Below are 13845 nucleotides of genomic sequence, written 5' to 3'. Positions count from 1 at the left end.
TCAAGGCGCGAGTCCAGGGCGAATGGTGGCCGAGGGCGCACCATAGAATCCATCCCCATCATGATTGAAGCAAAACAGGCGCTGCTGGACGCGCTTTCCGAAGCCATCCAGGAAGTCAGCCCCGGTACGGCCGCGCAGGCGGCGTTCGAATCCCCCAAACAAGCGGCGCACGGCGACCTGGCCGTGACGGCGGCCATGCAGCTCGCCAAGCCGTTGAAGAAGAACCCGCGCGAGGTGGCGCAGGCGTTGATCGATGCATTCCAGCGGCGCGAGGCCGCCAAGCGCTACGTGGCAGCGGCCGAGATCGCCGGCCCCGGCTTCATCAACCTGCGCCTGGCGCCGGCGGCCAAGCAGGCGGTGGTGACCGAGGTGCTGTCCGCCGGCGCGCGGTTCGGCCACCGGCCGGCCAACGGCCGCCGGGTGATGGTCGAGTTCGTGTCGGCCAACCCCACCGGGCCGCTGCACGTGGGGCACGGACGCAATGCCGCGCTGGGCGACTCGGTGAGCAACCTGCTGGCCTCGCAGGGCTGCACGGTGTCGCGCGAGTTCTACTACAACGACGCGGGCGTGCAGATCGCCACGCTGGCGAATTCCACGCAGCTGCGCATCCAGGGCAAGAAGCCGGGTGACGAGGGCTGGCCGGAGAACGCCTACAACGGCGACTACATCCAGGCGATCGCCGACGACTTCCTCGCGGGCAAGACGGTCAAGGCCGACGACCGCGAGTTCACCGCCTCGGGCAATCCGGACGACCTCGACGGCATCCGCCAGTTCGCCGTGGCCTACCTGCGCCACGAGCAGGACCTGGACCTGCAGGCCTTCGGCGTGCACTTCGACGTTTACTACCTCGAGTCGAGCCTGTACACCGAAGGCCGCGTCGAGAAGGCGGTGGACCTGCTTCAGAAGGCCGGCAAGACCTACGAGCTGGATGGGGCACTGTGGCTGCGCAGCACCGAGTACGGCGACGACAAGGACCGCGTGATGCGCAAGTCCGACGGCACCTACACCTACTTCGTGCCGGACGTGGCCTACCACGTCACCAAGTGGGAGCGTGGCTTCGGGCAGGTCATCAACGTGCAGGGCACCGACCACCACGGCACCATCGCGCGGGTGCGCGCGGGCCTGCAGGCGGCGGGCGTGGGCATCCCGCAGGGCTACCCCGACTACCTGCTCTACAAGATGATCACGGTGATGAAGGGCGGCGAGGAGGTGAAGATCTCCAAGCGCACCGGCGGCTACGTGACGCTGCGCGAGCTGATCGAGTGGACCAGCCGCGACGCGGTGCGCTTCTTCCTCATCAGCCGCAAGGCCGACACCGAGTTCGTGTTCGACGTGGACCTGGCGCTGGAGCAGGACAACAACAACCCGGTGTACTACGTGCAGTACGCGCATGCGCGCATCTGCTCGGTGATCCGCAACTGGGTGACGGACAAGGGCGGTGACGAGTCCACGCTCGCAACGGCGAAGCTGGAACTGCTGACGCAGCCCATCGAGCTCTCGCTGATGCTGGACCTGGCGGATTTCCCGAACGTGCTGTCCAATGCCGCGGCCGGCCTGGCGCCGCACGACATCGCGTTCTACGCCCGCAAGCTCGCCAGCGCCTACCACTCGTACTACGCGGAAGTGCGCTTCCTGGTCGACGATGATGCGCAGCTGACGCGCGCGCGCATCGCGCTGCTTGCCGCCACGCGCCAGGTGCTGCAGAACGCCTTCGCCATCCTCGGCGTGAGTGCTCCCGACAAGATGTGAAGAACGGAAAGAACCGATCGATGAAATTCCAACGTGGCGGTTTCGTGATGGGCCTGATCGTGGGCCTGATGGTCGGCCTGGCGATTGCGCTGGGCGTGGCCTTGTACGTCACCAAGGTGCCGGTGCCCTTCGTCAACAAGGTGCCGCAGCGCACGGCCGAGCAGGACGCCGCCGAGGCGGAGAAAAACAAGAACTGGGATCCGAACGCACCGCTGCACGGCAAGAATCCGGCCAAGCCGAACATGAACGCCGCGTCCGGCGTGGTGGCCCCGCCACCCGCGGCACCGCCGCAGGCGACGCCCGCCAACCCGCCGCAGGCGGGCAACACGGCGCCGGCGCCGATCGCCACGGCCCCTGCGGCGTCCAAGCCGGCCGTGGCCAGGCGCGATCCGGCGGACATCCTCGCCGACAAGCCGGCGCAAGCCGCACCGGTGGCCGCCGCCGCGTCCACCAAAGCCGGCGCGGAGGCGTTCAGCTTCTTCGTGCAAGTCGGTGCCTACGCCCGTCCGGAGGACGCCGATGCCCAGCGCGCCAAGTTGGCGATGATGGGCATGGGCGCCAAGATCACCGAGCGTGAGCAGGCCGGCCGCACGGTGTACCGTGTGCGCGTGGGCCCCTTTGACCACAAGGAAGAGGCCGACGGCACGAAGGAAAAACTCGATGCCGCGGGCATGGAGTCCTCGCTGGTCCGGGTTCAGCGCTGATCGATTGAACCAAGCCGGACCGGCAGACTCAGCCCATGGCGTCCCCAGTCCACCCCAAGGAAGAACGATGAACCGTCGTGAGTTTTCTGCCCAGGCCCTGAGTGCCGGCGTTGCCGCGGCTTGTGCCGGCCTGTCTCCGCTGGCCCTGGCTCAACAAGGCACTGCACCGGTCGAGGGCAAGCACTACGTCAAGCTGAACCAGCCTGTGCCTGTGGCGGGGGGCAAGATCGAGGTCATCGAGTTCTTCTGGTACGGCTGCCCGCACTGCAACGAGTTCGAGCCCATGCTCGATGCCTGGTCCAAGCAGCTCCCGTCCGACGTGGCCTTCCGCCGCGTGCCGGTGGCCTTCCGCGCCGAGCCCTTCGTGATGCACCAGAAGATCTTCTACGCGCTGGACGAAATGGGCCTCATCCCCACGATGCAGCGCAAGGTGTTCTACGCCATCCACGGCCGCCACATGCGCCTGGACAAACCGCCGGAGATCGGCGACTACATGCAGTCCCAGGGCGTGGACAGCGTGAAGTTCCTGGAGCGGCTGGACTCCTTCAGCGTGCAGAGCAAGGCCAAGCAGGCTGCCAAGCTCGCCGCCGACTACAAGATCGATGGCGTGCCGGCCATCGGCATCCAGGGCCGCTTCTACACCTCCGGCGGCTTGGTCGGGAACATGGAAGGCGTGATCGCCGTGTCCAACTTCCTGATCGACAAGGTCCGCAACAAGGGCTGAGTCACAGCGCCATGGCCCGTGCCGGCACACCACCGGCGGGCCACGGCAGCGCGGGCCACTCCTCGGCCAGCGTCGGGATCACATCCATCACCTCGAAGCAGGGCGCGCCGAAGAAGGCATGCGCCTGCAGTGCCTCGACCGCGGCGCGGTACTCGGCCATGTCGGTGGTCTCCCAGATCAGCACCTCCGAGCAGCCGGCATGCAGCCCGCTGGCGTCGAAGAAGCGCAGCGTGACCGCGGCGAAGTGGTTGAACACCCGCGACAGGGCGTCGTCGCGGATCGCGATGCGCTCCTCGCGGGCCAGCGAGTGCCAGTAGGGCGTGGCCTTGAGTAGCATGAAGACCGAGTAGGTGGTGGTCATGGTGGATTCCTGGAGCCGGGGGCAGGGTTGACGCCGTGTCGCGGCATGGACCACACTATGCGAGTCATTGCTCGTATTTGCTACTCGCATTCGGACAAGCCCATGAAGACCGCCGTCGCCCCAAGAAAATCGCCGCGCCAGGCGCGTTCGCAGGCCACCTGCGAGGCCATCCTGGATGCGACGGCTCGCATCCTGGTCGAACGCGGCTACGCGGCCACCAACACCAACCTGGTGGCCGAGCGCGCCGGCGTGAGCGTGGGCTCGCTGTACCAGTACTTCCCGAACAAGGACGCGCTCATCGCCGCGCTGCACGACCGGCACGCCCGGCAGATGAACGAGGTCGTCGAACGCGAGATCATGCGTTGCGAAGGCCTGGCCTTCGAAGCCGCCTTGCAGGCGATCATCAGTGGCCTGGTGGAGGCCCACCGCATGGAAGCCGGCCTGCACCGCGTGCTGGAGACACAGCTCGCCGGGCTGGACACGCTGGACGAGCATGCCGCGGTCGAGGCGCGCATCAGCAGCCAGTTGCGCACCCTGCTGTCGCGCTACACGGACGAGATCCGCGTGCCCAACCTGGACCTGGCCATCTACGTGCTCATGCACTCGCTGCACGCCCTGGTGCACGCGGTGGTGTACGAGCGGCCCTCCGGCGTGACGCTGGAGGAGGCAACGGCAGAAATGGTGCGGCTGACCTCGCTGTACCTGAGGACGCCGGCCACGTAGTCCACAACGCCCGCCCAGGCTCAGATTCGCAGCTACCGCACAAATCTTGCTTTAGGCCACCGGCCAGGTGGTCTAGACCAGCCGCCGGCGGCAGACATCACGGCAGAATCGGCGGGCCGCACGTTCGTCCGGCCGTGCCTTTCCCCGGTGGCGGCGGGCTTGTTCGTCAGGCGGACAAGGATTTTCCCTCGGCATGAAACTCTTCGGGCTAGAATGGTCTGCAAGTTTCATGCCTCTATGACACATCTGCTTTCCACCCCTGTCCGCACCCTGCTCGCCGCCGCGCTCGCGTTCGGCCTGAGTGCCCCGGCCCTGGCCGAAAAGGCCGACCGGACCAAGCCGCTGAACGTGGTGGCGGACAAGGAAGGCAACTTCGACCTGCTCAAGCAGGTGCTGGTCTTTGCCGGCAACGTCGTCATCACCAAGGGCACCATCGTCATCAAGGCCGACCGCGTGGAAGTGCGCGAGCGGCCTGACGGCTACAAGGTGGCCACCGCCTTCGGCTCCGCCCAGAAGCCCGCCACCTTCCGCCAGAAGCGCGACGGCGTGGACGAGTTCATCGATGGCCAGGCCGACCGGCTGGAATACGACGAGAAGCCCGACACCATCCGCTTCGTCAACAACGCCACCGTGCGGCGCCTGCGTGGCGAGAGCATCGGCGACGAGATCACGGGCAGCCAGGTCACCTACGACAACACCACCGAGGTGTTCAGCGTGTCCGGCGGCGCGCAGGGCAATGCCGGCGCCAATCCATCCACGGGCGGGCGCGTGCGCGCCGTGCTGACGCCGCGCGAGGGCACGCCGGCCGCTGCGGAAGCCGCATCGGCTGCCGCAGCCGCGGCGCTCAAGCCCAGCACCACCCTCGGAGACAAGAAGTGAGCGGCGCGGCGGCCGCCGCGCCGCGATCTTCCGGCCGCCTGGCCGCGCAGGGTCTTCAGAAGACCTACGGCGTGCGCAAGGTCGTGAAGGACGTGCACCTGGCCGTCGATGCCGGCGAGGTGGTGGGCCTGCTGGGCCCCAATGGCGCGGGCAAGACGACCAGCTTCTACATGATCGTGGGCCTGGTGCGCGCCGATGCCGGCAAGATCACCATCGACGGCGAAGCGGTCGAGCGCCTGCCCATCCACCGCCGTTCGCGGCTGGGCCTGTCCTACCTGCCGCAGGAAGCCTCCATCTTCCGAAAGCTCACGGTGGAGGAGAACATCCGCGCCGTGCTGGAGCTGCAGCTGGACGAGCACGGCAAGCCGCTCAAGGCATCGCTCATCGACGAGCTGCTCAACGGCCTCTTGCGCGACCTCAGCATCGAGAAGCTGCGCGCCTCGCCGGCTCCGGCACTGTCAGGCGGCGAACGCCGCCGCGTGGAGATTGCCCGGGCACTGGCCACGCAGCCGCGCTTCATCCTGCTGGACGAGCCCTTCGCGGGCGTGGACCCGATCGCGGTGATCGAGATCCAGCGCATCATCAGCTTCCTCAAGGCACGCGGCATTGGCGTGCTCATCACCGACCACAACGTGCGCGAGACGCTGGGCATCTGCGACCGCGCCTACATCATCAGTGAAGGCCGGGTGCTCGCCGAAGGCACGCCGACCGAAATCGTCGAGAACGCGGATGTTCGCAAGGTGTACCTGGGCGAACACTTCCGCATGTAGGTCATGAAACCCTCGCTACAGGTTCGGCTTTCCCAGCATCTGGCGCTCACGCCACAGCTGCAGCAATCGATTCGACTGCTGCAACTCTCCACGCTCGAACTCCACCAGGAAGTCGAGCAGATGCTCGAACAGAACCCCTTCCTCGAAGCGGAAGAGGACCTCACGCCCACCTACGAGCCCATGACCGAGCGGCTGAGCACGGCCGAGCGGGCGGGTGAGCGCGAATCCGAAAACGCCTCCGAAGCCGCGACCGGCAGCGACGACGCCGCGGGCGTGGACAGCGCCGAGTTCGGCGCCACCGAGCGCGAGGACTGGGAGAACGGCACCGAGCGCGACGACTTCGACGGCATCCGCGAGACGCCCAGCGCGGGCTCCGGCACGGGCGAGAACGACGACTTCGACCCGCAGGAACGCAACCAGGCCTCGCAGACGCTGCAGGAGTTCCTGCGCGAGCAACTGCCGGGCATGCGGCTGTCGCCCGAAGATGCCGCGGCGCTGCATGTGCTCATCGAATCGCTCAACGAAGACGGCTACCTCGCCGACTCGCTCGAAGAGATCGCCGCCGAACTCGTGGGCGACGAGGACCCCGAGGCGAAAGAGGAACTGATCGACCGCCTGCAATGCGCGCTCAAGTGGCTGCAGAGCATGGAGCCCGCCGGCGTCGGCGCGCGCAACCTGTCGGAGTGCCTCATCCTGCAGCTGCGGCTGCTGCCGCGCAGCGAGGCGCAGATGATCGCCATCATCATCTGCAAGCAGCATCTCGATCTGCTCGCCAGGCGCGACGTGAAGAAGCTCATCGCAGCGACCGGCGCCGACGAGGCGCTGCTCAAGGAGGCGCAGGGCATCATCACCTCGCTGGAGCCCAAGCCGGCGCGCCCCTTCGCGCGGGCCGAAGCCAACATCATCGTGCCCGACGTGATCGTGCAGAAGTCGGGCCGCAACTGGAAGGTCGTGCTCAACCCGGACGTGATGCCCAAGCTGCGCATCAACGACCTGTATGCACAGGCCATCCGTTCGTCACGCGGTGCCTCGGGCGCCGGTGCCGGCCTGAGCTCGCGGCTGCAGGAGGCGCGCTGGTTCATGAAGAACATCCAGCAGCGCTTTGACACCATCCAGCGCGTGTCGCAGGCGATCGTCGAGCGGCAGAAGAGCTTCTTCACGCACGGCGAGATCGCGATGAAGCCACTGGTGCTGCGCGAGATCGCCGACGAGCTGGGCCTGCATGAATCCACCATCTCTCGCGTGACCACCGCCAAGTACATGGCCACGCCCTTCGGCACCTTCGAGCTGAAGTACTTCTTCGGTTCGTCGCTGAACACCGAGGCCGGCGGCAATGCGTCGAGCACCGCGGTGCGCGCCCTCATCAAGCAGCTCGTGTCTGCCGAAGACCCGGCCAAGCCGCTGTCGGACAGCCAGCTCTCGCAGATGCTGGAAGAGCAGGGCATCCAGGTCGCGCGGCGCACCGTCGCCAAGTACCGCGAAGCCCTGAAGATCGCGCCGGCCAACCTGCGCAAGGCGCTCTGATGGGGCTGCCGATCTTCCTGCCCTGCGCAGCCGGCGTCGAAGAGTTGCTGGCCGACGAAGTGCGCGCCATCTTGCCCGATGCGCAGCTGCAGACCGAGCGCGGCGGCGTGATGCTCGAAGGCGGCCCAGACGAGGTCATGGCGCTCAACCTCGAATGCCGACTGCCTCAGCGTGTGCTGGTCGAAGTGGCCGAAGGCGAGTACTTCGACGAGACCGATCTCTACAAGCTCGCGCGCACGGTCGACTGGACGCAGTGGATCACGCCGCAGCACACGCTGCGCGTGGACACGACCGCGCAGCGCAGCCCGCTCAAGAGCCTGAATTTCGCCGCGCTGCGCATCAAGGATGCCGTGTGCGACGAGATGCGCGAAGCCACCGGCGAGCGCCCCAGCGTGGACACGCAGCGGCCCGATCTCCAGGTCGTGCTGCACGTGGGTCCGCAGCGCGCGTCCGTCTACGTGGACACCTCGGGCGAGCCGCTGTTCAAGCGCGGCTGGCGCGAGGACAAGGGCGACGCGCCGCTGAAGGAAACGCTGGCCGCGGCCATGCTCGCCGCTGCCGGATGGAAGGGCACGCCCGAACATGGCGGCGCCTTGCACGACCCCTGCTGCGGCTCGGGGACCATCGCCATCGAGGCTGCGCAGATCGCCTGCGGCATCGCGCCTGGCCTGAAGCGCCGCTTCGCCTTCGAGCGCCTGCTGCCCTTCGCATCCACCGAGATGCGCGCCGCCTGGCAGCGCATGAAGAGCCACGCACAGTCACGCATCCATCCGAGCGCGGTACCCATCTTCGCGAGCGACGTGTCTTTCCGCATGGTCGACTTCGCGCGGCGCAATGCGCAGCGCGCGGGCGTGGAGGCGGCCATCACCTTCAACGGCGGTGATGCGCTGGAGCGCCCTGCGCCGGCATTGCCCGATGCGCTGCAAGGCACGCTGATGCTCAACCCGCCCTATGGCGAACGCATCGAGGTCGGCGGCAAGGCTGCGCGTCCCTCAGCACAGGACCGTGACACCCCCGACGACTTCTTCCCCCGCCTGGCGTCGCACTGGAAGCGCGCCTACACCCAGCATCCGGCTGGATGGACGGCGTTCGTGCTCAGCCCGGACATGAAGCTGCCCGGCGCGATGCGCCTGAAGGAGAGCCGGCGGGTGCCGATGTGGAATGGCCCGATCGAGTGCCGTCTGTTCCGCTTCGATCTCGTGTCGGGGACGATGCGCGCGCACTGAAGGGCTTCAGCGCCCCGCCATGCGCCCCATGAGCTGGCCGAGATCGCCCAGGCCATTGGCCGGCAGCCGGCCATGCGGCGTGAGCTTGTCGATCACGAAGGGCAGCATCTGCGAGAGACGGTCCGCGGTGACGCGGCGCGACAGTCCGGCCTGTTGCGCGATCTCCTCGACGGTCTCGGTGCCGAGCACACGCTGCAAGTCCTCCGCGGAGATGGGCAGGTTGCTGCCGCGCGCGATCCATGACTCCAGCACCGAGGACATGCCGCTGTCCTTGAAGCGCTCGACCAGCCCATCGATGCCGATGCCTTCGCCGTCATTGGCCAGCATCTGAAGCACCACGTTCAGCATGTCTCCGCTGCCGCTCGTGCTGCGCACGCCGGACAGTGCACCGATCACCGAATCGAGCAGACCCATGATGATCTCCGGAAGTCACTCGCTGGCCCATTCTGCGGCGGTCTTCAGGCGCGTGGCAAGCGAGGTGGGCAAAGCCCTCACGCAGTTGGAATCGGTTCAACGATGCTGCAGCGCAAGAAAAGACAGGGCCGCCAGCGGCGCGGTGTCGGCACGCAGCACGCGTGGACCAAGCGTCACCGGCGCGAAACCGGCATGCTGTGCGAGTCCTTCCTCCGCAGGACTCAAGCCACCCTCGGGCCCGCTGACGAACACGACATCATGTGCAGGTGCAGCATGACCCAGTGATGTTGCACTGCGCAAGAAGCTGAGCAGCCATCGTTGTGCATCGCAGCGATGCCCTGCCAGCCATGCCGGCAGCGCGAGCACCGGCTCGATGGCGGGCACGCGGGTTCGGCCGCTCTGCTCCGCGGCCGCGACGGCCACGCCCTTCCAGTGCTCGACCTTCTTGAGGGCTCGCTCGCCCGACAGCCGCAGCACCGAACGCTCGCACACCAGCGGCTGGATGGCGTGCACGCCCAGCTCGGTGGCCTTCTCGACGAGGAAGTCCATGCGATCGTTGGCCGGCATGCCCACCGCCAACGTGACCTTGACCAGCAGCTCGCGGTCGACGGCGTCGTGGGCACCGATGCGAACCTCCACATCCTGACGCCCCATGCGCAGGACTTCGGCCGTCCACTCGCCACCTGCGCCGTTGAAGCAGGTCAGCGTGTCGCCGGGCTGCATGCGCAGCACCTGCACGTGCCGCGCAGGACCGGGCGGCAGCGTGAGTTCGGCGTTCTCGTGAAGCGGCAGGTCGACGAAGAGGCGGGGCATGGGGTGAGGATCAATGGGGCCGCAGGGCACGGGAACGGCGACGTACCCAGATCGAGATGCGGCGCTTGAGCCGCGCGGCACCTCGCCACAGCAGCGAGGTCTGCACCGCAGACTTCACGCGCAGCTTGGTGGCACGCCACCAGGACAGAGACCGCGCGAACCAGGGGAAGGTGATGAGCTGGTGCTCGGTGAGGATGAACAGTCGCCCGACGAAAGCCGTGCCCAGCGCCTTGGCGGCCAGGATGACGACCACGCCCAGCGTCGTGCGGCCCAGGTGGATGAGCCACAGCGCCAGCAGCTTGATGGGAAACAGCAGCACCGCGGGTGCGAGGAACAACAGCAGCGCCACGCGAGGCGGCGCGTGGCGGATCCAGTCTTCGAGACGCCCGATGGGGGGCCACTTCGCGAAGCGCGCGGCCATGGCCGTGAGCGGCCGCCAGCCCCATTCCTCGATGGCGATGACGATGGCCGCCAGCGCGAGGAATGCCACGCGAAGCACCCGCCACGGCAGCCTGAAGACCGCCTTCATCGATCAGAGGATTGGATTCCCATTGCGCCAGTGTAGGCCGGCAGTTGCTGCAGCCAATGCAGGACGACCACCCGGGTGTAGACACTCGCGACCTCGGCGATGAAGCGCGAGAAGTCGGCATGCGCATCGTCGTCGGCACGGTCGGAGATGGTCCGCATGACCGCGAAGGGGCAACCGAAGTCGGCGCAGACCTGGGCGAGGGCGGCGCCTTCCATCTCCACGGCGAGGGCGTCGGGCAGGGCCTGGACCAGGGCGCGGCTTTCGGCGGCGGTGGACACGAAGCGGTCGCCGCTCACGACCAGGCCGCGATGAACGCGCGGCGCGGCGATGCCGAAGGGTTCGAGGTGGGCGCGGACCATGAGCTCATCCGCACGGTGAAGGCAGTCTTCAGCGGAGGTGGCGAGGTGGCCGCTGAGCACCTCGTCCACATCGAAGCGCGAGCGGCCGGTGAGCGGCACTTCGAAGCGCGGGAAGATCGGCGAGGCGTCCATGTCGTGCTGCAGTGCCTGCGTGGCGACCACCACGTCACCGACCTTCACTCCGGGACCCAGCCCGCCGGCCACGCCGGTGAAGACGATGGCCTGCGCATCGAACTCATGAATGAGCAAGGCTGCGGTGGTGGCCGCAGCCACCTTGCCGATGCCCGAGAGCACGAGCACCACCGGCTGCCCGGCCAGCGTGCCGATGTGGAAGCGCCGTGCCGCCAGGGTGCGCTGCGAGGGCGCGTCAAGCAGCGGCAGCAGTGCATGCAGCTCCTCGTGCATGGCGCTGACGATGGCCAACGGTCGCATCGCCATGGCCCGATCCGACAGCGAGGACAGGAAGGATCAGGCGCCGAACAGCGCCTTGCGGGCGGCGTCCGCAGCGGGTGCGCCCTTGCGGTCGCGGATCTGGTCGATCGCGCGGCGGGCCACTTCCATCAGTTCCTCGATGGTGCCGGCCTTCTCGACCGCCAGCGTCAGCGTGAAGCCGCGCAGGCCGAGCTCCTTGGAGATGAGCTGGGTGAGGGTCTCGGTGAAATGGGCGTAGTCCAGCGGGGCGGCTTCGGTGGAGATGTCCACCGTGGTCGGTGCTGCCGCGGGCGCTGCGGGAGCGGCTGCAGGCGCTGCAGCCACCGGGCGTGCAGACCGGCCGGCCGGTCCGGCCAGCGGCTCGATCAGGCCCATGGCCTCGAGCGCGGTGAAGTCATCAGCCTTGATGCCGACCACGTTGGCCAGCAGCATTTCCTCGGACTTCTGCCCGTCGATCAACAAGAGAAGATTGCGTTGCGCGCGCTCCTTCACGAGCGCCTTCGCTTGCATTTCCACCCGCCCAGCTTCTGTCTTGGCCCAGATCACCGATGCATCCTGAAGGTTGACTGCGACAGGGCTGAATTCTTTGCTTTGCCTAGTCGCTCTTACTCACAGATTAGCAGCAAGCACGTACAAGCATGTTGCAATTGTCGTGATCCTGCGGGGCTTTTGCCCCGCCGTCAACGCCGCGAACTGTCCCAGATCAATGGCGAACGGGCCGGCTTCAGACCTTGTCGCGCAACTCGCGGCGCAGGATCTTGCCCACCGGCGACTTGGGCAGCTCGGTGCGGAACTCCACCACCTTGGGCCGCTTGTAGCCGGTGAGGTTGGCTTCGCAATAGGACCGCACCTGGGCCTCGGTCACCGACGGGTCGCTGCGGACGATGCACAGCTTCACCGCCTCGCCGGCCTTGGAGTCGGCCACACCCACCGCCGCGCACTCCAGCACGCCGGGCATGTTGTTGACCACATCCTCGACCTCGTTGGGGTACACGTTGAAGCCGCTGACGAGGATCATGTCCTTCTTGCGGTCCACGATCTTGAAGTAGCCGCGCTCGTCGACCACGCCGATGTCGCCGGTGCGGAAGAAGCCATCGCTCGTCATGACCTTGGCGGTCTCGTCGGGACGCTGCCAGTAGCCGGCCATGACCTGCGGGCCCTTGATCGCGATCTCGCCGCGCTCGCCCAAGGGCACTTCGCGGCCGTCGTCATCGAGCAGCGTGAGCTCGGTGTTGGGCATGGGCATGCCGATGTTGCCGCTGTAGGCCGTGCTGTCCACCGGATTGCAGGTGGCCGAGGGCGAGGTCTCCGACAGCCCGTAGCCTTCGACGATGGGGCAGCCGGTCTTCTCCAGCCAGAGCTTGGCCGTGGCGCTTTGCACCGCCATGCCGCCGCCCACGCTGATGACCAGGCTGGACCAGTCGACGGTGCTGAACTGCGCGTGGTGGGCCATGGCGTTGAACAGCGTGTTCACTGCGGGGAAGCTGTGGAACTTCTGTCCTTGCAGGTCCTTGAACACCGCCGGCAGGTCGCGCGGATTGGCGATGAGGATGTTGCAGCCGCCCATGCGCATGGACAGCATCATGTTCGTGTTGAAGCCGAAGATGTGATAGATCGGCAGCGCGCAGATGGTGACGATCTGCTCGCCCTTTGGAATCTTCGAAAGAGCGGGCTGGTACCAGGCCTCGGACTGCAGGATGTTGGCCACCAGGTTGCGATGAAGCAGCACCGCGCCCTTGCTCACGCCGGTGGTGCCGCCGGTGTACTGCAGCACGGCGATGTCGTCGGCGCTGATCTGCGCAGGCTTGTACGACTTGCCGCGGCCTTGCGACAGCGCGTCCATGAACTTGACGGCACCGGGGATGTCGTAGGCCGGCACCATCTTCTTCACGCGGCGCACGACGTAGTTGACGATCATGCTCTTGGGGAAGCCCAGCATGTCGCCCAGCGCGGTGAGGATGACCTTCTTGGTGGGCACGGCCGACAGCACCTGCTGCAGCGTGGTGGCGAAGTTCTCCACCATCACGATGGCCTTGGCGCCTGAGTCCTTGAGTTGATGCTCCAGCTCGCGCGGGGTGTACAGCGGGTTGACGTTGACCACCACGTACCCGGCCCGCAGGATGGCAGCCACGGCCACCGGGTACTGCGGGATGTTGGGCATCATGACCGCGATGCGGTCGCCCTTGGCAAAGCCCTGCGCCTGAAGGTAGGCCGCGAAGGCACGGGAAGCATCATCCACCTGGCCGAAGGTGATCGTCTTGCCCATGAACTTGTAGGCCGCCAGATCACGGTATTTCTTGAAGCTTTCCTCGATGAGAGCCACGAGGGAGGTGTACTGCTCGACGTCGATGGTCGCCGGCACGCTCTTGGGGTAGTGCTTCAGCCAGGTTTTTTCCATTGGTGCTTGCTCTCCTGATCGGTGGGCGATTCTGACGCATCACTGACAGGCACGTATGAGGGGATTCGATAGACGTTTCTAGGGCAGTGCGCTTAGGAGTACCCACCTTTGGGGGATGGGGCGGGTTGGGCAAAGGCGTGGGTGGGCTGGCTGGGGCGCGCGGCGGAAGCGGTCGGCCGTTGGCCGACTCCGCTGCGGTGCTCGGCTTCATGGGCTGCCGCAGAACTCACTCCGCGCCCC

At 66.9% G+C, this 13845-nt stretch carries 15 protein-coding genes; 8 read left to right on the top strand and 7 right to left on the bottom strand.

Features of this window, described 5'->3' with window-relative positions:
- Positions 1–60 precede the first annotated feature (60 nt).
- The 3 genes from argS (at position 61) to DZC73_RS14780 (ending at position 3177) form a co-directional block, all read left to right on the top strand.
- Positions 61–1749: an arginine--tRNA ligase gene (gene argS / locus DZC73_RS14790; RefSeq protein WP_124541076.1), complete on the top strand. Its 1689-nt coding sequence runs from the start codon at positions 61–63 to the stop codon at positions 1747–1749.
- Between the two features lie 20 nt (positions 1750–1769).
- A complete protein-coding gene (locus DZC73_RS14785; protein ID WP_124541075.1) occupies positions 1770–2453 on the top strand; it encodes an SPOR domain-containing protein in 684 nt (227 codons plus the stop codon).
- A 67-nt stretch (positions 2454–2520) separates the two neighbouring features.
- Positions 2521–3177, top strand: coding sequence for a thiol:disulfide interchange protein DsbA/DsbL (locus DZC73_RS14780; protein ID WP_124541074.1), 657 nt, complete (start codon positions 2521–2523; stop codon positions 3175–3177).
- A 1-nt stretch (position 3178) separates the two neighbouring features.
- On the opposite strand, the gene DZC73_RS14775 is transcribed toward DZC73_RS14780, so the two are convergent.
- Positions 3179–3538, bottom strand: coding sequence for a darcynin family protein (locus tag DZC73_RS14775; RefSeq protein ID WP_161974596.1), 360 nt, complete (start codon positions 3536–3538; stop codon positions 3179–3181).
- 102 nt (positions 3539–3640) lie between these two features.
- On the opposite strand from DZC73_RS14775, the gene DZC73_RS14770 reads away from it, so the two are divergent.
- The 5 genes from DZC73_RS14770 to DZC73_RS14750 all read left to right on the top strand — a co-directional run bounded on the left by DZC73_RS14770 (position 3641) and on the right by DZC73_RS14750 (position 8660).
- Complete coding sequence (locus DZC73_RS14770; RefSeq protein WP_161974595.1) at positions 3641–4261, top strand: TetR/AcrR family transcriptional regulator; 621 nt, start codon at positions 3641–3643, stop codon at positions 4259–4261.
- Positions 4262–4498: 237 nt separating this feature from the next.
- Entirely contained in the window at positions 4499–5140 is a 642-nt protein-coding gene (lptA, locus tag DZC73_RS14765; protein WP_235835129.1) for a lipopolysaccharide transport periplasmic protein LptA, read from the top strand.
- Positions 5137–5910, top strand: a complete 774-nt coding sequence (gene lptB, locus DZC73_RS14760) for an LPS export ABC transporter ATP-binding protein (protein WP_124541070.1) — start codon at positions 5137–5139, stop codon at positions 5908–5910. The genes lptA and lptB overlap by 4 nt, the downstream gene beginning before the upstream one ends.
- A 3-nt stretch (positions 5911–5913) precedes the next feature.
- A complete protein-coding gene (locus tag DZC73_RS14755; protein WP_124541069.1) occupies positions 5914–7434 on the top strand; it encodes an RNA polymerase factor sigma-54 in 1521 nt (506 codons plus the stop codon).
- On the top strand, positions 7434–8660 hold the full coding sequence (locus tag DZC73_RS14750) for a THUMP domain-containing class I SAM-dependent RNA methyltransferase (RefSeq protein WP_124541068.1): 1227 nt from the start codon (positions 7434–7436) through the stop codon (positions 8658–8660). The genes DZC73_RS14755 and DZC73_RS14750 overlap by 1 nt, the downstream gene beginning before the upstream one ends.
- Before the next feature lie 6 nt (positions 8661–8666).
- Here the strand turns inward: DZC73_RS14750 and DZC73_RS14745 are convergent, their stop codons facing one another.
- The 6 genes from DZC73_RS14745 to DZC73_RS14720 form a co-directional block, all read right to left on the bottom strand.
- Entirely contained in the window at positions 8667–9074 is a 408-nt protein-coding gene (locus tag DZC73_RS14745) for a YidB family protein (RefSeq protein WP_124541067.1), read from the bottom strand.
- A 96-nt stretch (positions 9075–9170) separates the two neighbouring features.
- Positions 9171–9887: a 16S rRNA (uracil(1498)-N(3))-methyltransferase gene (locus DZC73_RS14740; protein WP_124541066.1), complete on the bottom strand. Its 717-nt coding sequence runs from the start codon at positions 9885–9887 to the stop codon at positions 9171–9173.
- Positions 9888–9897: 10 nt separating this feature from the next.
- The gene (locus tag DZC73_RS14735) at positions 9898–10416 is read right to left on the bottom strand and encodes a hypothetical protein (protein WP_124541065.1); all 519 of its coding nucleotides are present in this window, start codon (positions 10414–10416) and stop codon (positions 9898–9900) included.
- The gene (locus DZC73_RS14730; protein ID WP_124541155.1) at positions 10413–11207 is read right to left on the bottom strand and encodes a 5'-methylthioadenosine/adenosylhomocysteine nucleosidase; all 795 of its coding nucleotides are present in this window, start codon (positions 11205–11207) and stop codon (positions 10413–10415) included. Before DZC73_RS14730 ends, DZC73_RS14735 begins: the two co-directional genes overlap by 4 nt.
- 36 nt (positions 11208–11243) lie before the next feature.
- Complete coding sequence (locus tag DZC73_RS14725) at positions 11244–11723, bottom strand: hypothetical protein (RefSeq protein WP_124541064.1); 480 nt, start codon at positions 11721–11723, stop codon at positions 11244–11246.
- Between the two features lie 208 nt (positions 11724–11931).
- A complete protein-coding gene (locus DZC73_RS14720) occupies positions 11932–13605 on the bottom strand; it encodes a long-chain-fatty-acid--CoA ligase (RefSeq protein WP_124541063.1) in 1674 nt (557 codons plus the stop codon).
- Positions 13606–13845: the final 240 nt, after the last annotated feature.

The sequence above is a fragment of the Rhizobacter terrae genome (assembly GCF_003852895.1).
Classification (GTDB): domain Bacteria; phylum Pseudomonadota; class Gammaproteobacteria; order Burkholderiales; family Burkholderiaceae_C; genus Albitalea; species Albitalea terrae.
The sequence above is the reverse complement of the archived record's forward strand: the minus strand, read 5'-3'. Positions and strand labels throughout refer to the sequence as shown.